This is a genomic window from Streptomyces sp. NPDC102274 (genome assembly GCF_044766385.1).
Classification (GTDB): Bacteria; Actinomycetota; Actinomycetes; order Streptomycetales; family Streptomycetaceae; genus Streptomyces.
Genome location: NZ_JBIWLW010000027.1, coordinates 103,592 through 128,199 on the forward strand (window position 1 = coordinate 103,592; position 24,608 = coordinate 128,199).

At 70.5% G+C, this 24,608-nt stretch carries 10 protein-coding genes and 1 pseudogene; 4 read left to right on the top strand and 7 right to left on the bottom strand.

The annotated features are described in order from the left end of the window. Positions 1-9,771, bottom strand: coding sequence for a LamG-like jellyroll fold domain-containing protein (locus tag ACIRQP_RS30035; RefSeq protein WP_403895240.1), 9,771 nt, complete (start codon positions 9,769-9,771; stop codon positions 1-3). A 187-nt stretch (positions 9,772-9,958) separates the two neighbouring features. Here ACIRQP_RS30035 and ACIRQP_RS30040 point away from each other — a divergent pair, with 187 nt between their 5' ends. Further along, positions 9,959-11,962: a tachylectin-related carbohydrate-binding protein gene (locus ACIRQP_RS30040; protein ID WP_403895243.1), complete on the top strand. Its 2,004-nt coding sequence runs from the start codon at positions 9,959-9,961 to the stop codon at positions 11,960-11,962. 115 nt (positions 11,963-12,077) lie between these two features. Here the strand turns inward: ACIRQP_RS30040 and ACIRQP_RS30045 are convergent. Next, positions 12,078-12,467 (bottom strand): annotated as a pseudogene (locus ACIRQP_RS30045) (GtrA family protein); the annotation flags it as partial. Positions 12,468-12,640: 173 nt separating this feature from the next. Between ACIRQP_RS30045 and ACIRQP_RS30050 the strand changes: the two are divergent. Beyond that, entirely contained in the window at positions 12,641-15,115 is a 2,475-nt protein-coding gene (locus tag ACIRQP_RS30050; RefSeq protein WP_403895246.1) for a YfhO family protein, read from the top strand. A gap of 48 nt (positions 15,116-15,163) precedes the next feature. Continuing rightward, positions 15,164-16,078: a class I SAM-dependent methyltransferase gene (locus tag ACIRQP_RS30055; RefSeq protein ID WP_403895249.1), complete on the top strand. Its 915-nt coding sequence runs from the start codon at positions 15,164-15,166 to the stop codon at positions 16,076-16,078. A gap of 190 nt (positions 16,079-16,268) precedes the next feature. Here ACIRQP_RS30055 and ACIRQP_RS30060 read toward each other — a convergent pair whose 3' ends face one another. Both ACIRQP_RS30060 and mfd read right to left on the bottom strand, forming a co-directional pair. After that, positions 16,269-17,030, bottom strand: coding sequence for an HNH endonuclease family protein (locus ACIRQP_RS30060; RefSeq protein WP_403895252.1), 762 nt, complete (start codon positions 17,028-17,030; stop codon positions 16,269-16,271). 130 nt (positions 17,031-17,160) lie between these two features. Beyond that, a complete protein-coding gene (gene mfd / locus ACIRQP_RS30065; protein ID WP_403895255.1) occupies positions 17,161-20,721 on the bottom strand; it encodes a transcription-repair coupling factor in 3,561 nt (1,186 codons plus the stop codon). 366 nt (positions 20,722-21,087) lie between these two features. Between mfd and ACIRQP_RS30070 the strand changes: the two genes are divergently transcribed. Continuing rightward, on the top strand, positions 21,088-21,534 hold the full coding sequence (locus tag ACIRQP_RS30070; RefSeq protein WP_403895258.1) for a nitroreductase family deazaflavin-dependent oxidoreductase: 447 nt from the start codon (positions 21,088-21,090) through the stop codon (positions 21,532-21,534). Between the two features lie 138 nt (positions 21,535-21,672). Here ACIRQP_RS30070 and ACIRQP_RS30075 read toward each other — a convergent pair whose 3' ends face one another. The 3 genes from ACIRQP_RS30075 to ACIRQP_RS30085 all read right to left on the bottom strand — a co-directional run bounded on the left by ACIRQP_RS30075 (position 21,673) and on the right by ACIRQP_RS30085 (position 24,425). Beyond that, positions 21,673-22,464 carry an ABC transporter permease gene (locus ACIRQP_RS30075; RefSeq protein WP_403895261.1) on the bottom strand — a complete coding sequence of 264 codons (792 nt, stop codon included), beginning with the start codon at positions 22,462-22,464 and terminating at the stop codon, positions 21,673-21,675. Continuing rightward, positions 22,461-23,453: an ATP-binding cassette domain-containing protein gene (locus ACIRQP_RS30080; protein ID WP_403895264.1), complete on the bottom strand. Its 993-nt coding sequence runs from the start codon at positions 23,451-23,453 to the stop codon at positions 22,461-22,463. The genes ACIRQP_RS30075 and ACIRQP_RS30080 overlap by 4 nt, the downstream gene beginning before the upstream one ends. 129 nt (positions 23,454-23,582) lie before the next feature. Beyond that, positions 23,583-24,425, bottom strand: coding sequence for a DUF4097 family beta strand repeat-containing protein (locus ACIRQP_RS30085; protein WP_403895267.1), 843 nt, complete (start codon positions 24,423-24,425; stop codon positions 23,583-23,585). Positions 24,426-24,608 lie beyond the last annotated feature (183 nt).

Consider the following 24,608-nt stretch of genomic DNA (forward strand, 5'->3'; position numbering starts at 1 on the left):
TCATCTCCTCGTAACGCTTGTCCAGGTTCTCCCAAAGTCGAAGCTAATTCCTTGGGCTTGGATTTCTCCAACGATGAGATGCTCATCTTCGCCGAATGACCGATCCCACGGACTGTCGTGGATTTGAATATTCCTCGATGGCCCCACGGGGGGATCTATGTCTGCTGCCCTGATGCGCAGCATCACGCCTTCCCCAACCCAGTTGTCCCCCAGGTTCTCCGCACCATAGATGGCAACTTCGGGGTCATCGGTCCAGGACGTGAAGACGGAATCCGTGTTATTTCCACCCACATGATCCCCTATGTTTGAGTGGCCTCCGACGGGAACCGCACGGCCTTCAGCAGCGGCACCATAACTACGGTGCCCCTTGGCGAGACCGCGATACAGATACCCATCAGCGTTCGCTTCACAATTGTGGACCAAGATCGGGACGCCGCCGGCCAGCACATAGTACGTGTGCGCCGTATCGACCGTCAGGTTGTAGACCGCCGCCTGCTGCGTCCACGCCTGGACCGCCTCGACCTGGACCCAGCTGCCGCTGCCCGTCCTGAGCCACTGGCCCGGCTTCAGTTCGCCGGCCTTCTGCCACTTCTTCAGGTCCGGGAGATAGAGGAGGTGGCCCTCCGTCGCCGTGATCGTGTCCGTCGCGTCGCCCTTGGCGCCGTCCGTGTCGACCGTGAGCTTGACCAGGCTCTTCAGGCCCTTGCCCTCGATCGTTTCGGTGACCTCCTGCGCGGAGGTCTTCCCGGTCGTCGGGTCCGTTGCCGTGACCTTGTCGCCGGCCTCGACGTCCTCGATCGGCTTTCTGGTCCCGTCGGCCATCACCACTTCCGTGCCCGGCAGGAAGCTGTTCCCGGCCACGTCCGCTGCGAGTTGGGCGCAGGAGACCGCCGTCTGGACCCGGTCGACCGCGTCCTCGACCTTGCCGATCCTGTCGGCCGCCTTCGCGATGTCGTCCGCGTATTTCACGGCCTTCATGCCCATCCGGCCGGCCTTCGCCGCCCGGACCGCGCCCGCGCCCACTCCGCCCAGGGCCAGGCCGCCCACCGTGGCGACGGCCCAGGCGCAGGCCTCCATGTCGCCCTTGGTGACGCAGTTCTTGATGTCGTTGAAGCCGGTGACCTCCCCGACGACATTGCCGACCGCCTTCACCCCGTCCCAGACCGCCGGGGCGACGTCGATCGCGTAGTCGACCGCCGCCGAGACGGACTCGACCACGATGCCGATCTGCTCCACCGCCGCGTCGCGGATGGCGTTCGTGACCTTGGCGACGTCCGCGATGACATCGCGGGTGGCCGAGACGATGATCGCCGGGAGGTTGGGGTTGGCCGTGACGATCGCCTGCGCCACCGCCATCAGAGGTTTGGCCGCGGCCACGATGTCCGGGATCGGGTTGTGCTTGGCCACGTACGCGGCCACCGACTTGGCCTTGCGGGTGACGGCCTCCCGGGCCGCGCGGTACTGGCGTTGGGCCTCCGCCGCTTTCTGTCTGGCCCATTCACCCGTCGAGGCGGCCGCCGCGCTGACCTTGCTCCCGACCCATCTCGCCGCGCTGACGGCGTAGTTGACGGCCGTCTTCAGGCCCGACTTCTCGTACGCCCAGCTCGCGGCGCGGCCCAGCGCCTTCGTGGCGATCTTCAGTGCGGAGAGCGGATGGCGCACGGTGTAGACCACCCCGCTCCACACCGTCTTCGCGGTCTTGACCGCGAACTTCACCGGCTTGCTGTTCTTGACCTTGTTCCAGGCCTTCTTGCACCAGCCGCAGCTGGGCCAGTTGCCGTCCGGGTCCGTGTAGTCCATCGGCGAACCGGCGCCGTACGTATAGCGGTTGGCGAGGATCGAGGCGCCCGAGGCGTAGGTGTACGCGTCGCGCGAGTCGAAGGTGCCCGTGCCCGGGTCGTACCAGCGCGCGCCCATATTGACCTGGTCGGTCTCCGGGTCGGTCCAGTCCCCCTGGAAGCCCGCGCTGCCCGCGCTGTCGGACGCGCCCGCCGTGCCGATCGTCGCGCCGAAGGGGTCGTACGCCGTCGAGGACGCCAGGGTCGTCTGCGCACCGTCCGTCGGCGACATGCCGCCGACCACATCGCCGTGCTTGTCGCTGACGGACAGCTGCGCCGGGCCGCCCTCGGCGACCGAGAGCAGTTCGTCCGCGGCCCCGCGCCCGTACGTCGCCGAGTTGTCCTTGACCGGGTCGGGGGCGAATCCCGCGTAGGTGAAGTCCGCGCCGTTGCGGTCGGCCACCCGGTCCAGCGCGTCATAGGTGTACGCCGTCCCTGACTCGCCCGCCTTCGTCATCCGGTCGAAGGCGTCGAAGGTGAACTCCTCCGTCAGCCCCGAGCTGGTACGGGAGGCGAGGGTGCCGCGCGCGGTGTAGTCGTATGTGTAGTCCCCGTCGGTCAGCAGCCGGTTGCGTTCGTCGAACGTGGCGCTCTTGGCACCGTTCTTGACGCGGTTGCCGCTGTCGTCCCAGCCGTACTCGGTCGTCGCGCCGTCCGACGTCCAGGACGTGAGCCGGCCCGCCTGGTCATAGCCGTAGGTGTTCTCGCCGGCCTTGGCGGTGCCGGTGGTCGTCTTGCCGGTCAGCTGGTCGTTCGTGTCGTAGTCGTAGTCCGTGGACGCGACGGCCGCGCCGCCGCTGCTCTTGACCGTGTCGGTGTCGAGACGGCCCAGGTCGTCGTAGGTGTAGCCGCGCGACTGCCCGGCGCCGTAGTCGACCCGCTCGACCGCGCCCGCGCCGTCGTAGCCGTAGCTCTGCTGGACACCGGTCAGCGGGTCCTCGGCGGTGGCCAGTTGCTGGCGCGCGTAGGTGAAGGTCGCGGTCCCGGCGGCGTCGGTGCGGCCGGTCAGCAGGCCGTCGCCGTTGTAGGTGTACGTGGCGTCGCCCGACGGGCCCTGGGCCTTCAGCAGCAGACCCCGGTCGTTGTACTCGTACCCGTTGTCGCCCTTCGGGGACGACGCCTCGGTGAGCCGGCCGGCCGCGTCGTAGCCGTAGCGCTTCTCCGCCGTGGCGGCCTCGGCGCCCGCGCCGCTCTCCCTGATCAGGTTCCCGGCCTTGTCGTACTCCCGCTCGCGCGTGACCCCGCCCGGCGCGGTCACCTTCACCGGCCGGCCGGCCGCGTCGTACGCCGTCGTCCACGTGCGGTCGGCGGGCGAGGGGTCGCGCGCGGTCGACGGCTCGACGACGGACTCGGGCAGCCCGAGCGTATTGACGGTGTAGACGGTGCTGTTGCCGCGTCCGTCGGTGTAGCGGGTGCGGTTGCCGAGCGCGTCGTAGCCGAAGGACGTGGTGATCGAGGTGGTGTCCGAGACCGGCTCGGTCTGGCTGGTCAGCCGGTCCAGCGCGTCATAGGCGTAGGTCGTGCTGCGGCCCTGCGCGTCGGTCGCGCTGATGAGGTTGCCCGCCAGGTCGTAGCCGTAACCGACCTTGCGCAGCTCGCTGTTGGTGGCGTCCAGGTCGGCGTCCCTGACCAGCTGGCCGAGCCCGTCGTACAGCTTCGACGAGGTCCGTCCCTTGCCGTCCGTACGGCGCACCTCGCGCCCGGCGATGTCGTACCCGAACTGGGTGACCACGCCCGCGGCGTCCGTCAGCCGGGTCGGCTGGCCGACCGCGTCATAGACGAACCGGGTCTCGGCGCCGCTCGGAGCGGTCTGCCGCACCACATTGCCCGTGTCGTCGTAGTCGTTGCGGGTGGTGAAGGAGCCCGGCTGCGGACTGCGTTCGATCTGGGTGGTGGTGACCGGCCGGTCCATGTCGTCGTATGTCGTCTCGGCGCGCGCCCCGTTCGGGTCGGTGACCGAGAGCACCTCGCCGGTGCGGGTGTAGGTGTACGACCAGCGGGCGCGGTCGTCGCCGGACCCTGAGCCGGTCGGCTCGTCCCTGACCGTCAGCCGGTTCTGCCGGTCGTACTCGTAGCGCGTCACCCGCCCCAGCGGGTCGGTCGACTCGGTCACATTGCCCAGCGCGTCATAGGAGTTGGTGACGGTCGGGGTGACGGGGGTGGTGGAGCCGGGCGCCGTGTAGCCGGGCGCGGTGGTGGAGACGAGCCGGCCGAGCCGGTCGTAGGTGGAGCGGTTGATCCGGCCGAGCGCGTCCACCGACTCGGTCGCCGCGCCGAAGGTGTCATAACCGGTGTAGGTGATGGGGCGGGTGATGACGGGCGCGCCGCCGCCGGACTCCGTCCGTACCTCCGGCGCCTTCGTGGACATCGGCCGGCCCAGCTCGTCGTAGCCGTACTCGGTGGTCCGGCCGCCCGGGTCGGTCCGGGAGATCGTCAGTCCGCGCTGGTCGTAGCCGTACTTCGTGGTGCGCGCCTCGGTGCCGTTCTCGACGGTCTCCCGGATCGCGTTGCCCGCGTCGTCGTACTCGTAGCCGACGGTCTCGGGGTTGACGCTCACCGGCCACGGCACATTGGACGCGAGCCCCCCGGAGGCGGAGCTCTTCACATTGCCCGCGAGGTCGTAGGTCAGTGTGGTGCGGCGGGCCACCCCGCTCGGGTCGGTGACCGTCGACTTCGTACGGCCCACCGCGTCATAGGTGTACTGCGTGACGAGCTTGCCGTTGCCCGCCGTCTCGGTGAGGACATTGCCCGCGCCGTCGTAGGTGTTGGCCTCGATGACGATGTCGCGCTTGGTGCCGTCGGGGTTGTGGAAGTCCTTGAGGGTGACGGACTTGACCAGGTCGTCGCCGAAGTACTCGTAGACGACGGTGCGGCCCATCGAGTCGGTGTTCCTGGCGACCCGGCCCCCCATGTCGTACGCGAACGACTCCAGGACGGTGTAGTCGTCGTCCCCGCCGTCGTCCTCCCAGTCGCGCAGCCGCGTCTCGGCCATCATGTTGCGCGCGGTGTAGAGGTAGTCGAAGTGGTTGCCGTTGGCGTCCACCATCGAGGTCTTGTTGCCGAAGACGTCGTAGGTGTACGTGGTCTCGCTGCCCTCGGCGTCGGTGACCGTCTCGGGACGGCCCCGGTCGTCGAGAGTGAAGGCCATCACGCGCGTCGCGTCGCCGCCGAGCAGATCGCTGACTTCGGTACGCGCCACATTGCCGTCGGCGTCATAGCTGGTGGCGGTCTTCTGCTGGTGCTCGGCGCCATTGCTGACGACGTTGGTCGCGGCCGGGTCGGTGACGGTGGCGACCCGGGAGAGCTTGTCATAGCCGAAGGTCGTGGTGACCCCGGCCGGCTGGGCGTCCGAGACGGTCGTCTCGGTGAGCTTGCGGCCCAGCGCGTCGTACGTGTACTTCGTGATCTGGCCGGACGGTTCGGTCAGCTGGGCCAGATCACCGCTCTTGAAGTAGCGGTAGCGGGTGACCTTGCCGAGCGGGTCGGTGGTGGTCAGCGGCAGTCCGGTGGCCGTGTTGCCGCCGTCGACCGCCGGTTCCGCGCCGGTGGTGTACGTATGGCGCACGACCCCGCCGTCGGGTGCGGTCTCGCTGAGCAGCGCCCCCTTGTCGTTGTACTGGTACTGCGTGCGGAAGCGGTTGTCGGTGACGCCGGTGGAGCGGCCGTCGCGGCTCTCGGAGGGCTGGTCGGCCCGCAGGTCGAAGTCGCCCGTCGCCACCGGATAGGTGGTGTACGCGGTCTGGCAGTCGTCCTTGGCCCGGCAGGTCGTACGGCGGACCACATTGCCGCGGTCGTCGTAGCCCAGCGCGACGGTGTCACCGTTCTCGCTGGTGATCGCGGTCTGGAAGCCCTTGTCGTCGTAGCCGAACGTACGGATGGCCACGCCGTCCGCGGGGTGCCGGATGAAATCGGGCTCGCTGCCGCCGTCCCCCGGCGGATTGGTGCAGAAGGCCGGGTCGCCCGGGTCGGGCTTGGTGCAGATCTCGGCCGGCGGCTCCGGCGGCTGCGAGGAAGAGGGGGTCGCGGGCTCGCGGGCGCCCAGCGCCATCGGCTCGCCGTAGCGCAACGTCCGCGAGGTCAGGCCGTCGTACTCGTAGAAGTAGGGGGCGTCCAGCGGGTCACGGACCTCGACGGTGCGCCGCAGGTCCTTGTCGTTGCCGAAGACCGCGGGCGTGCCGATCTTCCACGTGCCGCCGTTGCGGTCGGTGTACTCCTCGACCCGGTCGAGGGAGGTGTCGTACCGCATCTCGGCGGCGGTACGGCCCGACGGCAGCGTCGTGGAGGTGAGGAGATCGGCGGCCCGGCCGCCCTCGCGGTAGTGGCCCGCGACGGCCGCCGCGCCCAGCGGGTGGTGGTAGACCGCGACATCGTCGATGGTGCCCGCGAAGGACTTGGCGGCGGTGGCGCCCCATCCCGGCCAGGACGCCGGGGTGACCGGACGGGCGGCGCCGATCTGGTTGTACGTCAGATCGTTCTGGCTGAGCTGGGCGCCGGTGAGGGTGCCGGAGAGCTTGCCGTCCAGATACAGGTTCTGGGTGGAGCCGGAGACGGAGAGCACGGCGTGGTGCCACTTGCCGTCGTTGACGTTCTTGGTGATGTCGGTGATGGGCGCGGCGGTGCCGGTCCAGAACTGGCCGCGCAGCTTGCCGTCCGTACCGACGTAGAGCAGCGGCGCACCGCTGGTCGGGGCCGTGCCCCAGGCCTTGTTCTGGTAGCCGACGAGCGGACCGCCGAGTCCCGACGCGATCGTCTTGAACCACACCTCGACCGCCGCGTCACGGCTCTTCTTGAGCGTGCCGGAGGGCAGGTCGACCCGGGAGGTGGTGCCGTTGAAGGTGACGGCCGTACCGGGGTCGCCGGTGATCCCGCCGTCCGCGCCCGGTGTCACATCGGTGTAGGTGCCGCGGTCCTTGCCGAGGTTGACCTCGACGGCGCTGTTCGCGGCGGCGCCCTCCGCCTCGCCGAGCCGCCAGTAGGACTCGGGGCGGGAGTCGAGGACGGTGGAGCGGTAGTGGCTGCCCGCGCCGTAGCCGTACCGCGTACAGCCGGCCGCCGGGTCGCACACCGAGTCCAGCCGGTCGCCGGTGTAGGTGTAACTCCAGCTCAGCGCCGCCCCGTTGACCGCGTTGGTGGCCACCTTGGTGACATGCGCGCCGGTCCAGGTGAAGGTGAGGGAGCGGCCGGTGCGGGCGTTGACCGCCGTCGATATCCTTCCGCCGGAGTAGGTGTAGTTGACGACCGCGGAGAACGGGTCGGTGACCCTCACCAGCAGGCCGGAGGAGCTGAAGTCGTAGACCGTGCCCGACTTGTCCTGGAGCTTGTACGTACCGGCCGTGGCGTCGGCCGTCAGCTTGGCGAACCGGCCCGGCGGCGGCGCGAACGTACCGTCCGCGTTCTTGCCGAAGCGGACGTCCTGGCCGTCCGGGTAGCGGATGACGACATTGCCCGTGCCGTCGTCGTCGGGGGTCAGCCGCATGTCGTACCGCGTCGACCAGCCGGCGCCGAAGGCGGCCTCACGCCGCGGGTCCAGGCTGTTGTACGTCCGTACGAGCGTCAGGTCCGGGCCCACCCCGGCCACGGAGGCGTCGATGGCGGCCGTGGTGAAGTTGCCGACGTTCGGGTCGAACTCCTTGCCCTGGGCCTCGGCGAGCCGTGAGGTGATCTCGGGCTGCGGGACGGCCGCGACCATCGCGACCTGCGCGGTCGGCACCTCGTTCGACGCGTCCTTGACGAAGCCGCGCCACAGATACGTCGTACCCCACTTCAGCCGCCCGGCGGGCACCGGATAGGCGGAGCCCGGCTGATAGGCGGAGGTGGTGCAGGCGGTCGGCTTGCCGTCCTTGTCCGACTCGCAGATCTCGAACTTGTACTGGAGCGCCGAGCCGGGCGGCGCGTCGATGTCGACGCCGGCCGCCCACAGTTGCGGGGTGAGGGTCTGCGCCTGGTAACCGTTGGGCGGGAACTGCTCCTTGACCACCGGCGCGATGTCGAAGACCTGGAGGACGAGCCGGCCGGGCGGCACCTGCTCGTCGGTGAAGACCTTGCCGCCCGTGCGGACCATCGTGAAGTCGAGCATGTAGGTGCCCGGCGGCAGGGCCTTGATGGTCGCGTCGAAGGTGATGCGCCCGCCGTGGGCCACCTGTCCCGTGACATCGGCCGCACGCTGCTGGGTGACGAGCTTGCCCTTGGAGTCGTACGCCCGGTAGGCGAGGTAGTAGCCGCCCGCGGTCCAGGTCTCCGCGCCCTTGTTGGTGACGGTGACCTTGACCTTGCCCGCCTGGTTCTGCAGGACCGGCGGGTCGGGCACCGGCTTGGGGAAGGAGTAGGCCGCGTTGTACGGGGAGTGCGTGACGAACAGCTTCGGCGGGTTGGCGGTGGTGTCGCCGGTGAACTTCTTGAACCCGAGTGCGTCGGTGGCCGAAGCGCGCAGCGAGAGCCCGTAGTTGGGCTGGCTGCCGTCCACCCAGCGCTGCACCAGGTCACGGCCGCCCTTGCCGAGGTCGAAGAGCTCACCGGCGGCCGGGCAGCCGGACTTCGACGAGCCGACGGCGATATACCCGTACGCGAAGGACTTGGACGCCAGTGAGCCGCCGACCGAGGGACCGGGGTACGAGCCGCCGGTCGCGGTCGTCCAGGACTCGGTCACCGGATGGACGGAGACGGAACGGGGCTTGCAGGAGGCCGCGTCGTAGTTCACGACCTGGAGCTGCGCGCCGAAGATCTTGTGGTTCTTGAGCTCCGTGTCGAGGCCGGGGAAGCCGAGATAGGAGGCGGTGGAGCCGGCCGGGCCCTTGCCGACGTGCAGTTCGTTCGACCCCGAGACCGGTCCGTTCTCCGTGACATACATGGAGCGGGAGGAGGCGGTGGTGTCGACGGACGGGTCGACCCGGACGGGGAAGGCGCGGGCCGGATCGGTGAGCCAGTCGCGGTCGGCGCTGACCCGGAGGGCCTGGCCGCCGGCCCGCGCGATCAGTTCGTAGCGGACGGCGTGGGAGACGGCGCCGTTGGCGTCCTCCATGAAGCCGGCCGGGATGACGGCTTTCGTACGGCCCTGGTCGTCGACGAGGACGACGGAGCCCTCGCCGCCGTTGTGCGCGGTGCCGTTCCGCGCGGTGAGTCCGGTGAGCGTGAGCGGGAAGTCGAAGGTGGTGGGGGCGTCGGCGGAGCGCAGGACGAGCGTCTCCTTGACCCCACCCGCGCGCGAGTCCAGCCACAGATCGGTCTCCGGCAAGACCTCGCGGTAGCTGACGCGGCTGTCCGCCGCGCCGCCCTCTTCACCGGTCTCCGCGGTCGCGGCGCCCCTCGCGGCGGCGGCGCCGTCCAGCCCGTACGCGAAGGACTCACCGGAGGGGAAGGTCACGGCCGCGAGCCGCTCCGCGTCCGCCCGGCCTGCGAGCCGTACGCCCACGGAGCCCGCCGCGCCCGCCCAGCCGCCGTCCGACGCGACCAGCGCGGGATCGACCGGCCGCCAGGCGCCCGCGCTGTCGCGGTAGTGGAGCGGGGTGGTGGAGAGTTCGGTCGTCTCGGTGCCGTCCGCGTTCGCGTACGTACGGCTGTGCGTGCCCCGCTCGGAGACGATCTCCTTGCTGGTCGCGCGGTCGAAGCCGGTGACGGCGGGCGCGGACGGCGCGGCGACGGAGGCGGTGTTGCGCCCCCCGGCCGGCTTCCGCACCGACGGCGCGCGCAGCGGGTACTTGGCGCGCAGCGACTGCCCGGTGGTGCGGTTGGTCCCGTCGGCGACCAGATGGTCCCGGTCCTCGGCACTGCCCCAGCGCTGTCCCGGCCCCTTCGCGCCGGGCAGCGGCTCGGGGAACAGCGGGAACCCCACACCGGCCACCGCCAGGGTGCCGACGGCGACGAAGCCGATCGCGGCGAGCGCGATCAACTTGACCCAGCCTGTGCGGCACAGACGGGCCATCAGGAATTTCCGCACATGCCTTCGGTATGCCGGCACGGTCCCCCCACCGATCCGAGACGAAACGATCAACCAGATGATGAGGAAGATGTGATGGACATGTCGAGACCCGCGCGCAAGGTTCACCTACTGGCCTCTTTAGGTGACTCTTTGTTCACCCGACCGCTACCGCACCGTTCACCCAGAGACGCTTAGCGTCCAGCGCATGACTCTCAATTCGCCCCGAAGAAACGGGCGTTGGACGGCACTCGCCACGGCGGCCGTGGCCGCCCTGCCCCTGCTGGTCGCGCTTCCCGGCGCGGCGCACGCGGCCGTGCCGCTCACCTGCAACACCAGCGGCCCGACGTACGCGATCGACTCGGCCGGCAAGCTGCTGCGCCAGGACATGCCGGGGCCGGGCGTCGGCAACGCCCTGCCCGCGGCCACCACCATCGACACGGGGTGGTCCGGCTACGGCAGGATGCTGGCCGGTCCCGCCGGCGCGTTCTACGGAATCAAGACGGACGGCCTCTACTACAGCCACCGCATCAGCGCGACGGCCACCTGGGACGTGCACCACAAGAAGATCAGCACCGGCTTCGCCGAGTTCCGCACGGACACCAGGACCGACGACATCACGATGGACCGCGGCGGCAACCTCTGGACGTTCCAGCCCTCCAGCGGCGGACTGCGCTGGTGGCGCTACGACGCCGCCGCCGATGGCTTCGTGGCCGACGGCGGCAAGATCGTCGACATGGGGTGGGACCGCTACGACGCGATCTACGCCGGTGACAGGGGCGTGCTGTTCGGCCGCGCCGCCTCCGACGGCAAGCTCTACCGGTCCCGTTACGACTTCACCAGCCGGCGCTGGCTGGAGCGCCATGTCCTGGTGTCCGCGGCGGACTGGAGCGACACCAAGTACATGAGCTCGTACGGCGGGGACACGCTGTTCCGGGTCAAGGGCAACGGCGAGGTCCGCTACTACCGCTACGACGAGACGTTGGGTAACTTCCCCGTCTACAACAAGCTGGTGGAGAGCAGCGGCTGGGCGGCGTACACCTCGGTGTCCACGACCCCCGACTCCTGCCGCCTCGACTCCAACCACACGCCGCCGTCACCGACCGTGCCACTGGAGCTCTACAGCCGCGGCTCCGCGATGCGCTCCTCCTCGGGCTCGCTGGAGTACGCGTACACCGACAACATCGGCTGGGTGCACCACGGCAGGCAGTCCGACCCGTCGGACTTCAACAGCGTCAAGTGGACGACGATCTCCGGCACCGACTCCGTCAACGAGACCTTCACCGGACAGCCGACCCTCGCGGCGCACGACGACGGCCGGGTCGTGGTGAGCGCGCACACCACCTCGGGCGACGTCTGGCAGCGCAACCAGTCCGCGGTGTCGTCGGCGGACTGGGGCGACTGGATCAACCTCGGCGGGGCGATGGCGCAGCCCGTCGTCACCGGAAAGACCCCGTCCGGGCTGCTCGTCCAGTTCTCGTCGGACGCGAGCGGCAAGCCCTGGTACCGCATCCAGCAGCGCGCCAACGTGGACTTCATGGGCTGGATGCCGCTCGGGGGCAGCGGCTTCGAGGGACCGTTCACGGCGGTCACCGTCCGCGACGGGATCCAGCTCTTCGGGCGGAACGCCTCCGGCGTGCTGAGCACGGCGCTGTTCAAGGAGGCCGGCACGCTCTCCGCGTGGACCGCGCTCGGCGCACAGGGCGTGACCGGCACACCGGCGGTCATCGTCTACCCCGGCTACCGCCTCAGGGTCTTCGCCACCGACGGCAACGGATCGGTCGTCACGACCGTCCAGTCCGCCGAGGGCGGCGCCTACGGGGAGTGGTCCACGGTCGACGGGGTCACCGCGAAGGGCTCGCCCGCCGCACTGATCAGCCCGGTCACCGGGATCACCGAGGTGCTGGTACGCGGTACGGACGGCACGATCTACAACACCGGTGAGACGCTCCAGGGCACGGGGATCTGGCGGCCCTGGCAGCAGCCGACCACCGAGCAGGCGGCCACCGAGCCGACCGCGTTCGAGTACAGCGACGCGTCGGGGCCGACCTGGGCCTATATGTTCCGTACGGCGGACAACCAGACCCGGGTGTACCACCTGAACCTGGGCTTCGCGCGGACGGCGCGCAGTGCCCCGGGCGCGGCCGGATCCCCGGCCGACGCGCCGGTCTTCACCGGCCGGACCCTGCCGGCCCCGCCGCCGGCGAAGTGACGGCGGGGGCGTCGGCCGCGGTCACGTGGCCGGCGCCCTCCCGGGGGCCCGTCGGTGAGTCGGCACCCTCCGGCGAGAAAGCGTCCTCCGGCGGGCAAGCGTCGTCCGGCGAGTGGGCGCCCTTCCGCGGGGCGGGGTCCGGGCGGAGCATGATCGCGCGGGAGACGACGAAGGTGATCGGGATGGCCCCGGCCGCCGCGATCAGCGGCGCGTACCGGCTGCCGAAGTGCATGACGTCCACCAGCAGATAGACCCCGACGGTGGTGATGATGAAGTTCGCCGCGTTGGTGAGCGGGAAGAGCAGGAACTTCCGCCAGGTGGGGCGGGTCCGGTAGGTGAACCAGCTGTTCAGGAAGAACGAGCCGATCATGCTCAGCACGGACGCGACGACATGCGCGGCCACATACGGCAGCCGGGTCAGCAGCAGCAGGTAGAAGGCGTAGTACGTACCGGTGTTCGCCGCTCCCACCAGCGCGAATCTGACCATTTGGATCCGGACCGTCATGTGCGTGTGCGCTCCCCCTCATTACGGCTCCGGCGGAGGCCGCTTCCCTCCAGGAGAACAGAATCCCGCAAGAATGTCGTGGAAGGACATCCTGTACGACCTACAGGCAACCGTTCGATGAACAGAACGAATTGGTGCCTGTCTCCCGCTTTGTACTGGCATATTCGAGCTTCATGCCAGCCCTGAAGCTCCTGCGCGGCCGGACCACCGCGTCCGCCGTGCCGGCCGTGCCCGCCGAAGCCGCCGCGTCCGTCCTGCCGGCCGTCTCCGCCGCGCTGATCACCCTGGTCTCCGTCTGCGCCGGTGACGCCGTGGCCCGCGTCTTCCCCTTCGGGCCGCGGAACCGCAGCGTCAGCGACCTCGGGAACCAGTTCGTACCGTTCCACGCCCAGCTGTGGGACCTGCTGCGCGGACGGGCCGAGGGCGGCATCCTGCTCAACTGGCGGTCGGGGTACGGCACGGCTTTCCTGCCCGATCTCGGTACGTATCTGACCAGCCCGTTCGCCGTACTGGTCGGGCTCTTCCCCCGGGACCGGATCGATCTCGCGGTCTACGTGATCACCCTGCTCAAGATGGCCGCCGCCGGGGCCGCCATGACCGTGCTGCTGCTCCGGCTGGCCCGGGGCCGCCATGCGCCCCGCTGGGCGGCGGCCCTGCTCGGCGCCGGATACGCGCTCTGCGGCTGGTCCGTCGCCGAGGCGGCGTACAACCCCATGTGGCTGGACGGCCTCATCGCCTTCCCGCTGCTCTGCCTGGTCGGCGAGTGGGCCCGGACGGCGCGGCGGCCGGTGCTCGGTCCGCTGGTCGTCGCGCTCGCCTGGACCGCCAACTTCTACACCGCCTACATGGCCACCCTCGGGGCCGCGCTGGTGCTCGGCCTTCAGCTGCTGCTGGACGAGGAGCGGACCACACGCGAACGACTCCGGGGCCTGGCGCGCGCCACCGGCACGACACTGCTCGGCATCGGGCTGGCCGCCCCCGTTCTCGTCCCCGTCTTCCTCGGCACCCGGCACGCGTCCCCCGGCTGGACGAAGGAGTTCGTCCCGGTCCCCTGGACGCAGCTGTTCGCGCGGCTACTCCCGGCGACGTACAGCTTCTTCACCCCCGCGCTGTTCCTGGGCGCGTGTGTGCTGCTGCCCGCCGCCGCCCTGCTCGCGCACCGCTCGGCGCCGTGGCGCGTGCGGGCCGGCTGGGCGGGGCTGGTGGTGGCGGTGGCGCTGTCGTCGCAGTGGGGGCCGACGAGTCTGGCGTGGCACGCCTTCGCGATACCCAACGGCAGCACGTACCGCCAGACGTTCATACTCTCCGGGATCCTGGTCCTCGCCGCCTGGACCGGCCTCACCTACGGCTGGCCGGGCCGTCGCGCCCTGCTCACCGGTACGGGCGTGCTCGCGGCGGTCGGGCTCGCCGCGAGCACCGGCGGCCTCCCCGACGCGCGGGCGCTGGCGCTCTTCGGCGGCGGAGTGGCCGCGGCGGCGGCCGGACTGGCGCTGGCGCGCAGACGCGGATACGCCGTACTCGCCGCGCTGCTGCTGGTGGGCAGCCTAACCGGGCAGGCGGCGGCCACCACCGCCTACGTGGACCGCAAGCGGCTCTCCGCGCTGGACGACTACCCCTCCTGGGGCGCCGACCAGAGCGCCAGGGCCGCCGCGATCGCGCGGACCGACGGTTGGCCCCGCTACCGCACGGATCCCGGGCTCGATCGGGTCGTCGCCAACGACCCGCTGCTGCTCGGCGGCGAGGGCAGCGCGTACTACAGCAGCCATACGCCCGACGTGCTGGTCAGCACGATGGCGGCGCTCGGCGGCGGATGGACGTCCGGCGGCCGGGTGGTGGAGAGCCTGGACAACCCGGTCACCGACGCGATCTTCGCGGTGGGCGCGCGCCTGCGCACCGAGCCGGGGCACGCGCCGGTGGTCGCGCGGGCTCCGGCGCCGCCGCTGGTGACCGTACGGCCGGAGGCGCCGGACGCTCCGCGGCCGCGGTACGGGCCCTCGCCCTTCCGCAACCAGGAACTCCTGCTCGGCGCCCAGGTCTACAGCCGCGTCCTCACCTCTCCCCGGACCCCCGCCGCCTGCCCGGCCGGCACCGAGGTCTTCCTCTTCGCGCCCGGCCACTACGGCACGGCACGGCTGGGCGACAACCCGCCCGTCGCGCTGACCGGCAGACTGCCCAAGCGCCGGGCGGCGATGGTGTCCCTCGGGACAGCGGAGCGCGCGGGCATCCCGGTGACCTTCGGCGGCGCACGCCCGCGCGATTGGAGCGTGGGCTGTCTGGACCGGACGCGGCTGTCGGCGGCGGTGGACCGGCTGACGGACACGGGCGCCGTCTCGGTGACGGTGACGGACAGCGGCGTACGGGCCGAGGTCCCGGCCGGCAGCAAGGGTCTCGCGGTGCTCTCGGCCCCCCGTATCGCGGGCTGGAGGTGCGACGGCGGACCCGCCGCCTCCTACCTCGGGCTGGTCGCCGTACCGCTTGACGGATCGCAAACCACCGTGGACTGCTCTTTCCGGCCCCCCGGACTGCGCTCGGGCTCGGCGGTGGGAGCAGCGGCCCTGTTCGTGCTGGTCACCGCCACTTTCCTCACCACAGCACGTCGCCGCGCCATACGTACGTCGCTCGCGCGACACCAACACTTCACCGATTGAGCACTGAGGCGTGGCCCGCCGTGCCTTGTCGAAGCGTAGCTTCCGCGCATGTCTTCTCTTTTGAGCAACCGACTGGCGAAGCGGATTCTGCGGCCGGCCGCCGGTCTGGTCGACCGGCGCATCAAGCACTCGCCCCTGCGTACCGATCTTGATTCCCTCAAGCGCGAAGTCGCGGACTTGCGCGCCCAGCAGTACGCGTTCGGCCTGCTGTTCGACCGGACAGGTCGCAGTGGCCACCGGGTGCCCACGCCCGCTCAGATCGACACCCTCGTACGACAGATAGCCGAGGTGACGGGAGAGGACGGCGGCTATGCCCGCCGTAACGTGACCGTCGCGTACCGCAATGTGATCGCGCTGGAGGCGCTGGCCGTGGGCCGGCTGGCCGGCTCCACCTCGAACGTGTGCGGCAAGCTCGCCACCGTCCCGCTGCTCGCCCCGCCGAACGGCGACGTCCTGGAGATCGGCACGCTGTACGGCCTGTTCTCGGCCACGATGATGCGCATGCTGCACCGTGCCGGTACGGAGGCGCGGCTGACGATCGTCGACCCGCTGGTGGGCAGCCAGCTCCAGCCCGGCGCGAAGCAGTCCGCCGAGCCGACGGGTACGCCGGTGCGGATGGACGTCGTACGCGCCAACCTCGCGCTGGGCGGCCGGGCCGGCGAGGAGGCCCGCGTTCAGCAGGGCTTCTCCGGGGACCCCGAGGTGCGGGCCGCGGTCTCCGACCGTGAGTACGGCGTGATCGTGGTGGACGGCGACCACTCCGCGGAAGGCGTGGCCGCCGACCTGGAGTGGGTCGAGGAGATCGTGGCACCCGGCGGGATCGTCGTTCTCGACGACTACGGCGACGGCCACTGGCCGGGCGTCCAGGAGGCCACGGACAAGCACCTGGCGAACGGCACGTCACGGCTGGAAATGCTGGGACGCGTCTCGACCTCGGCGTTCCTGCGGGCACGGCCCGCGTAGGTCCCGTCCGGCCGCGTCCTCGCCCGGGCGTCCCGTCCCCGCTCGGCAGGCGGCGGCGGACCGTCACCGCCGGTACGGCCCCCGTCGCGGCCCTCGGCCTCGCACCTCCGGCTGACCGGGACGCACCCCGCTACCGGAGGTGCGTCTCATCGGCTGACCGTACGGAGGCGACACCCGGGCCGCCGGGCCGTCAGCCGCCGCACTGCCGGAGCATCGCCCGCTTGTCCGCCGTGGTCACCGGCATCGCGTACTTGAGCGCGACCTGACCGAAGCGGACCGCGTACGAGCACCGGATCTTCTTGTTCGGCGGCAACCAGGACGCAGGCCCCGAGTCCCGCTTCGCCGAGTTGGCACGCCCTTCGACAGGAAGCAGATTGAGCACGTCGTTCGCCAACTGCCTGCGCTTGCTCTCCGGCCATCGGGCGGCGCCCATCTGCCAGCTGTAGGACAGCGGGACCACGTGGTCTATCTGCACCTCGGCGGCCTTGGCCTTCTTCCAGGCGATGTCCTTGCCGGTGTACGGGTCGTACAGGTCCATCGAAACGACCACGCAGTCGGAACCTGAACGGAACTGCACGTGCCGCCCATGGAGTTTCAACAAGTCGTTCCGCGTGTCACAACCGTTCCTCGCCAGAGGTACCCCGTCCGCCGTGTCCATCCACGCATAGCCGAACTCATCCCGTTCGTAGCCCGTCTTCGGTCCACGACCCTTTGTGGTGAGTCCTTGGATGAGCTTGCGTGCGTTGGCCCTGTCCGCTTCCGACGTGAGCGCGGCGAGCCCCGGCTTCGTCCCGTCGGGATTCCCGAGCGGCCCGGCCCCGTATCCCCCGCCACCATCACCGCTGCCGCCGCCGCTGCCCCCGCTCGACGCCGACGCGGACCCGGACGCCTCGGGATCCGCTCCCGGCTCCCCCGTACACCCCGCCAGCGCCACCACGGACACCACGGACACCACGGGAAGGACGAGAGTCCTTCCCCCTCGGCGCGTTCGCGCTATTCGTTCACCAAGACCGCTCACCGCCGCACTCTACCGAGCGCGGGGCGCGCCGAGCCGCGCCCCGCCTCGTCGGCGCGGGCGTCGGCTACGAGCCCAGGATCGTCGTCAGGAACTCGCCCGTCCACGCCAGCAGTTCGCGACCGACCACCGGCTTGCCGCCGATCTTCCCGCTCGTCGGGCGCGGTACCAGGATCTGGTGCGCCGGCGCCTTGATGACCGTACGGGGATAGAGCCGCTTCAGGCGCAGCTCCTGCGACTCCCGCAACTCCACCGGCGCGAACCGGATGTTCGCGCCCTGGAGCACGATCTCGCCCACCCCGCACGCCCGCGCGAGCATCCGCAGCCCCGCCACCAGCAGCAGGTTCTCCACCGGCTCCGGGAGCTTGCCGTAGCGGTCGGTGAGCTCCTCGCGGACCGCCGCGATGTCCTCCTCCGTATTGGCGGAGGCGATCGCGCGGTACGCCTGGAGACGCAGCCGCTCGCCCGGCGCGTACTCGTGCGGGACATGCGCGTCGACCGGCAGCTCGATCTTGACCTCCAGCGGCGGCGCCTCCTCCACCCCGCCCTCGATGGACGCGCGGTAGTCGGCGACCGCCTCGCCCACCATCCGTACGTACAGATCGAAGCCGACGCCCGCGATATGCCCCGACTGCTCGCCACCGAGCAGATTGCCCGCGCCGCGGATCTCCAGGTCCTTCATCGCGACATACATGCCCGCGCCCATCTCCGTGTGCTGGGCGATCGTCGCGAGGCGCTCGTGGGCGGTCTCGGTCAGCGGCTTCTCCGGCGGGTAGAGGAAATACGCGTAGCCGCGGTCCCGGCCACGCCCCACCCGGCCCCGCAACTGGTGCAGCTGCGAGAGGCCGAAGTTGTCGCCGCGCTCCACGATCAGGGTGTTGGCGTTGGAGATGTCGATCCCGGACTCGACGATCGTCGTCGAGACCAGGACGTCGAACCTCTTCTCCCAGAAGTCGACCACGACCTGCTCCAGCGCGCTCTCGCCCATCTGGCCGTGCGCCGTCGCGATCCGCGCCTCGGGGACGATCTCGCGCAGCCGCGCCGCCGCCCGGTCGATCGACTCCACACGGTTGTGGATGTAGAAGACCTGGCCCTCGCGCAGCAGTTCACGACGGACTGCCGCGCCGATCTGCTTCTGCTCGTACGGGCCGACGAACGTCAGCACCGGATGGCGCTCCTCCGGCGGCGTGGTGATCGTCGACATCTCGCGGATGCCCGTGACGGCCATTTCGAGCGTACGGGGGATGGGTGTCGCGGACATGGTGAGGACATCGACGTTGGCGCGCAGCTTCTTCAGCTGCTCCTTGTGCTCCACGCCGAACCGCTGCTCCTCGTCCACGATGACCAGCCCCAGGTCCTTGAACCTGGTCTCGGCCGAGAACAGCCGGTGCGTGCCGATGACGATGTCGACCGCGCCCTCCCGCAGGCCCTGGAGCGTCGCCTTCGCCTCCGCGTCCGACTGGAAGCGGGAGAGCGCCTTCACGGCGACCGGGAACTGCGCGTACCGCTCGGAGAACGTGCCGAAATGCTGCTGCACCAGCAGCGTCGTCGGGACGAGGACCGCTACCTGCTTGCCGTCCTGGACCGCCTTGAAGGCCGCCCGTACGGCGATCTCCGTCTTGCCGTAGCCGACGTCGCCGCAGATCAGCCGGTCCATCGGGACCGTCTTCTCCATGTCCTCCTTGACCTCGGCGATGGTGGAGAGCTGGTCGGGCGTCTCCACGTACGGGAAGGCGTCCTCCAGCTCCCGCTGCCAGGGGGTGTCGGGGCCGAAGGCATGGCCGGGGGCCGCCATCCGCGCCGAGTAGAGCTTGATCAGGTCGGCGGCGATCTCCTTGACCGCCTTCTTGGCGCGCGCCTTGGTCTTCGTCCAGTCCGCGCCGCCGAGGCGGTGCAGCGTCGGGGCCTCGCCGCCGACGTACTTGGTGACCTGCTCCAGCTGGTCGGTGGGGATGTAGAGGCGGTCGCCGGGCTGGCCGCGCTTGGCCGGGGCGTACTCGACGAGCAGATACTCCCGGGTGGCGCCCTGCACCGTGCGCTGCACCATCTCGACATAGCGGCCGACGCCGTGCTGTTCGTGGACGATGTAGTCGCCCGTCTCCAGCGTGAGCGGGTCGATGGTCTTGCGGCGCTTGGCCGGCATCCGCGCGCCGTCCTTGCCCGCCGCCTTCTGGCCGGAGAGATCGGTCTCGGTGAGCACGGCGAGCTTGAGGTCCGTGTCCACGAAGCCGTAGTCGATCGAGCCGCACGCGACATGGACGAGGGACGGGCTGATCTCCTCCAGACCGCGGGCGGTGCGGGCACCGGGGGTGTCCAGCCGGGCCGCGATGCCCTCGCCGCCGAGGACCTCGACCGTACGGGCCGCCGTGCCGTGCCCCTCCGTGACGAAGACCGTACGCCAGCCGTCCGCCAGCCAGCCCTTGGTGTCCGCCAGCGCGCGTGCGGTGTCGCCGCGGTACGACTCCGGGGCGCGCATCCCCAGCGTGATGGCGTCGCCCGACGCGTCCTCCAGCTCCTCGTCCACGGCGAACGGGGAGACCGACCACCACATCATGTCCAGCTCACGGGCGTGCTCCCGGATGTCCGCGATGCCCCACAGCGAGGCCGCGCCGACATCGATCGGGGCCTCGCCGCCGTCGGCGCTCGCCGCCCACGACGCCTGGAGGAACTCCTGGCTCGTCGCCACCAGGTCCGCGGCCCGGGTCCGTACCCGCTCCGGGTCGCAGACCAGCGCCATCGAACCGGCCGGCAGGACGTCCAGCAGCAGTTCCATGTCGTCGACGAGGACCGGGGCCAGGGACTCCATGCCCTCGACCGCGATCCCCTCCGCGATCTTGCCCAGCAGCTCGCCCAGCTCCGGGTGGAGCTCGGCGAGCGCGGCGGCCCGCTCCCGTACCTGCGGGGTGAGCAGCAGCTCCCGGCAGGGCGGCGCCCACAGTCCGTGTTCGGCCACCTCCAGGGAGCGCTGGTCGGAGACCTTGAAGTAACGGATCTCCTCGACGTCGTCACCCCAGAACTCCACCCGCAGGGGGTGCTCCTCGGTGGGCGGGAAGACATCCAGGATGCCGCCGCGCACGGCGAACTCGCCGCGCTTCTCGACCAGCTCGACCCGGGCGTACGCGGCGGCGGCCAGCGCCTCCGTGATCTCGTTCAGATCGGCGCTCTGGCCGCTGCGCAGCGCGACCGGCTCCAGATCGCCGAGCCCCTTGACCTGCGGCTGGAGCACGGACCGTACGGGCGAGACCACCACGCTGACCGGGCCGGCCGTGGGGTCGTCCTCCGCCGGGTGCGCGAGCCGGCGCAGCACGGCGAGCCTGCGGCCCACGGTGTCGGAGCGGGGCGAGAGCCGCTCGTGCGGCAGGGTCTCCCACGACGGGTACTCGACGACGGTGTCCGGGTCGAGCAGCGAGCGCAGGGCCGCCGCCAGATCCTCGGCCTCCCGCCCGGTGGCGGTCACGGCCAGCACCGGCCGCCCGGACTCGCGCGCCAGCGCGGCCACCGCGAAGGGCCGCGCCGCGGGCGGTCCGACGAGATCGATGTGCGGGCGGTGACCATCGGTGGCGGCCTTCACCGCTTCGGCGAGCGCCGGGTCATGTACGACGGCGTCCAGCAGACCGTGCAGGCTCATGAAGGGGGGTTCCATCCAGGTCCGAGATCGAACGGGCAGTGATATCGAGCGGGCAGTGATTGAGCGGGCTGCGGTGATTGAGCGGGCTTGAGGGGCGGGCTGACGGGGCGGGCAACGCAAGGGACCCGACACGTCTCACGGGCCGGGGGTTCTCCAGCGTACGACGCCGGTGTGACACCCGGGACCGGGAGCCGACCTGAGCGGGGGCCGGTATACGGGGGGCCTGTATCCGGACAGTCGCTGTCCGTGGCGGGAACCAGGAATGATCGCACCCTCTTCGGTCATTGAGAGAAGCGCGGGGGAAGCACGCACGGGACGCGGGCCGTGACCGGCGCGACGTCGATTCCGATGATGGGATGGATCAGCATGCCTCTTGAGGGTGAGTACGAGCCCAGCTCGATGGCGATGGCACGCGAGCAGGTCGAGGTGTACGAGGGCTCGGGTGGTACGAAGGGGACGACGCTGAACGGCAGGCCCGTCATCGTCCTCACCACCCGGGGCGCGAAGAGCGGCAAGATCCGCAAGAGCCCGCTGATGCGGGTGGAGCACGAGGGCGTGTACGCGGCGGTCGGCTCCATGGGCGGCGCCCCCAAGCACCCGGTCTGGTACCACAACCTCGTGGCCGACCCCCGGGTGGAGGTCCAGGACGGCCCCGAGCGCCAGGACATGATCGCCCGCGAGGTCACCGGGGAGGAGAAGACCGTGTGGTGGAAGCGCGCGGTCGAGGCGTTCCCCCCGTACGCCGAGTACCAGACGAAGACCGACCGTGAGATCCCCGTCTTCGTCCTGGAACCGTCACCCACCCCGCACTGACCCCACGGTCGCCGAGGCGGACCGGGGGCGGCTCACGCGGCGGAGAACGCCGACGGGGCGGCGTACGCCGACGCGGTGTCGGGTGCGCCGCCCCGGAGCGGGACGAGGTGCCGGCCGCGGCCCGTAAGCCGCCGGCCCCTACTTCGAGTCGCGGTTGAACAGCGACGTGGACCAGACATAGCCGAGCACGGCCAGTCCCACGCACCAGACCACGGCCAGCCACCCGTTGTTGCCGATCTCGGTGCCGAGCAGCAGCCCGCGCAGGGTCTCGATGGCCGGGGTGAACGGCTGGTACTCGGCGATCGGCCGGAACCAGCCCGGCATCGCGTCGACCGGCACGAAGGCGCTGGAGAGCAGCGGCAGGATCATCAGCGGCAGGGCGTTGTTGCTGGCCGCCTCGGCGTTCGGGCTGGACAGGCCCATCCCGACCGCGATCCAGGTGAGCGCCAGGGAGACGAGAGCCAGCAGACCGACCGCCAGGATCCACTCCAGGACGGTGGCATTCGTGGACCGGAACCCGATCGCGACGGCGACGGCCCCGACGAGCACCACGCTCATCACGCACTGCAGCACGCTGCCGACGACATGCCCGATGAGCACCGACCCTCGATGGATCGCCATCGTACGGAAGCGGGCGATGACGCCCTCGGTCATGTCCATGGCGACGGACACCGCGCTGCCGATCGTGGTGCCGCCGATGGTCAGCGTCAGGATGCCCGGGAAGAGATACGCGAGGTACTCGGACCGGCCGGCACCGCCGTTCCCGATGCCGGCGCTCATCACATCGCCGAAGATGTAGACGAAGAGCAGCAGCAGCATGACCGGGGTGAGCAGCAGGTTCAGTGTCATGGACGGGTAGCGCCGTGCGTGCAGGAGGTTGCGGCGCAGCATGGTGGTCGAGTCGCGTACGGCGAGGGAGAGGGCGCTCATCGGACTGCTTCCTTGGGCTGGTTGGGCTGGGCCGGCACGTTGCTGCCGGTCAGGGCGAAGAACACGTCGTCGAGGTCGGGGGTGTGCACGGTCAGCTCGTCCGCCTCGATGCCGGCGGAGTCCAGCCGGTCGAGGATGGAGCGCAGCTCGCGCTGGCTGCCGTCGCTGGGGATCTGCAGCGACAGCGCCTCGTCGTCCCGGGTGACCTCGCGCAGGGCGGAGGCGGCGGACTGGTAGGCGGACGGCTCGGAGAACCGCAGCCGCACGTGCCCGCCCGGGATGAGCCGCTTCAGCTCTTCGGCGGTGCCCTCGGCGGCGATCTTGCCGTCGTTGAGCACGGCGATGCGGTCGGCGAGCTCGTCGGCCTCGTCCAGGTACTGGGTGGTGAGGAAGACGGTGACGCCGTCGGAGACGAGCTCGCGGATGATCCCCCACATGTTGTGGCGGGAGCGCGGGTCGAGGCCGGTGGTCGGTTCGTCGAGGAAGATGATCCGCGGGTTGCCGACGAGGGTCATGGCGATGTCGAGGCGGCGCTTCATGCCGCCGGAGTAGGTGGAGGCGGGCTTCTTCGCGGCCTCGACCAGGTCGAACCGCTCCAGCAGCGCGGCGGCGACGCGCCGCCCCTCGCGCTTGGACAGGTGGTGCAGGTCCGCCATGAGGAGCATGTTCTCCTCGCCGGTGATCAGGGCGTCGACGGCGGAGAACTGCCCGGTGACGCCGATGGCGGCACGCACCCCGTCCGGTGACGTGGCGACGTCGTGGCCCGCGACCTGGGCCTGCCCGCCGTCAGCGGTGATGAGCGTGGACAGGATCTTCACGGCGGTGGTCTTGCCGGCGCCGTTCGGCCCGAGCAGCGCGAACACGGTCCCGGACGGGATCCGCAGATCGATGCCGTCGAGGACGGTCTTGTCGCCGTACGACTTGCGCAGGCCGACGGTGGAGACGGCGGCGGGAGACGGGTGACCGTCGGCCCGCCTGGATGTGGGCATGACAGAAGAAGGCATGGGGCTTCCCGTTCGAAGGCTGAAGTGGGTGAGGGATGTCGCCGGTTGAGGATGTGGCCGGTCGTTGGGGATGTGGCCGGTTGTTGAGGATGTGGCCGGTCGAGGATGTGGCGCTCAGGCCTTGGCGCGGCGGATGTCGATGTTGCCGTGCCGGGTGCGGGCACGGATCTTGACGGTGCTCTCGGTCTCCTCCGGGGTCTCGGAGGCGGTGAGCGAGTTGCGCACCTGGCCGGAGCCCGAGCTGACGTCGAGCCAGGCGGCCGTGCCCTCGCGGACGCCGACCTCGATGGCGCCATAGGCGTTCTCCAACTGCACGGTGCCGCAGGCCACTTCGACCACGCGCAGGGTGCCGTGGGCGGTGGTGGCGGTGACCGAGTCCTCGGCGCGCCGGATCTCGATGTCACCGTTGGCGCCGCTCACCCGCAGCTCGCCGGTCACGGCGCCGACGGTCGTGGTGCCGTGCGAGTTCTTCAGGACGGCCGGGCCGTCGACGAGGCCGACGCGCAGGCTGCCGGAGCTGGTGGTGATCTCGGCGGACCCCTCGACCCGGTCCACGGTGATCGTGCCGTGCGACGCGGTCAGCTTCAGCGGGCCGGTCGTGTCGAGGCGGACGTCGCCGGACGAGGTCTTCACGCGGACCTCGCCGAGCCGGCCCTCGCCGAGCACCTGGGCCCAGGCGCCGGTCAGGTCGATGCCCGAGCCCGTGGGCAGTTCGACCGTCACATCGACGGTGCCGGTGCGCCCGAACAGATTGGACTTGGGCGTGCTGACGGTCAGTACGCCACTCGCGTACGTGACTTCGGTCTGGTCTGCCGCCCGTACGTCCTGGTCCTTCTTCGGGTCGCGTGGTTGCACCTCGACGAGGGTGTCGAGCCGGTCGGTGGCGATGAACTGGATGGATCCGGCCTCCACGTGGGCGGTGGTCGAGATCGGTTCGGGAGTGTCGAAAGAAGGCATGGCTGTCCCGTCCTCTTGGGTCTTCGTGGCGTCCCCGCTGGTGGGACGTGGTGTGGGTGAAGGTGAAGTGGTGCGGGTGGGGGCGGGGCTAGGCCGTGTCTGACACATAGCGCCGTCCGCCCGGAGGGCGGGGCTCACGGCATCTGGTGCGTGCGATCGCAAGGCGGAGGGTCGTCCTCGTAG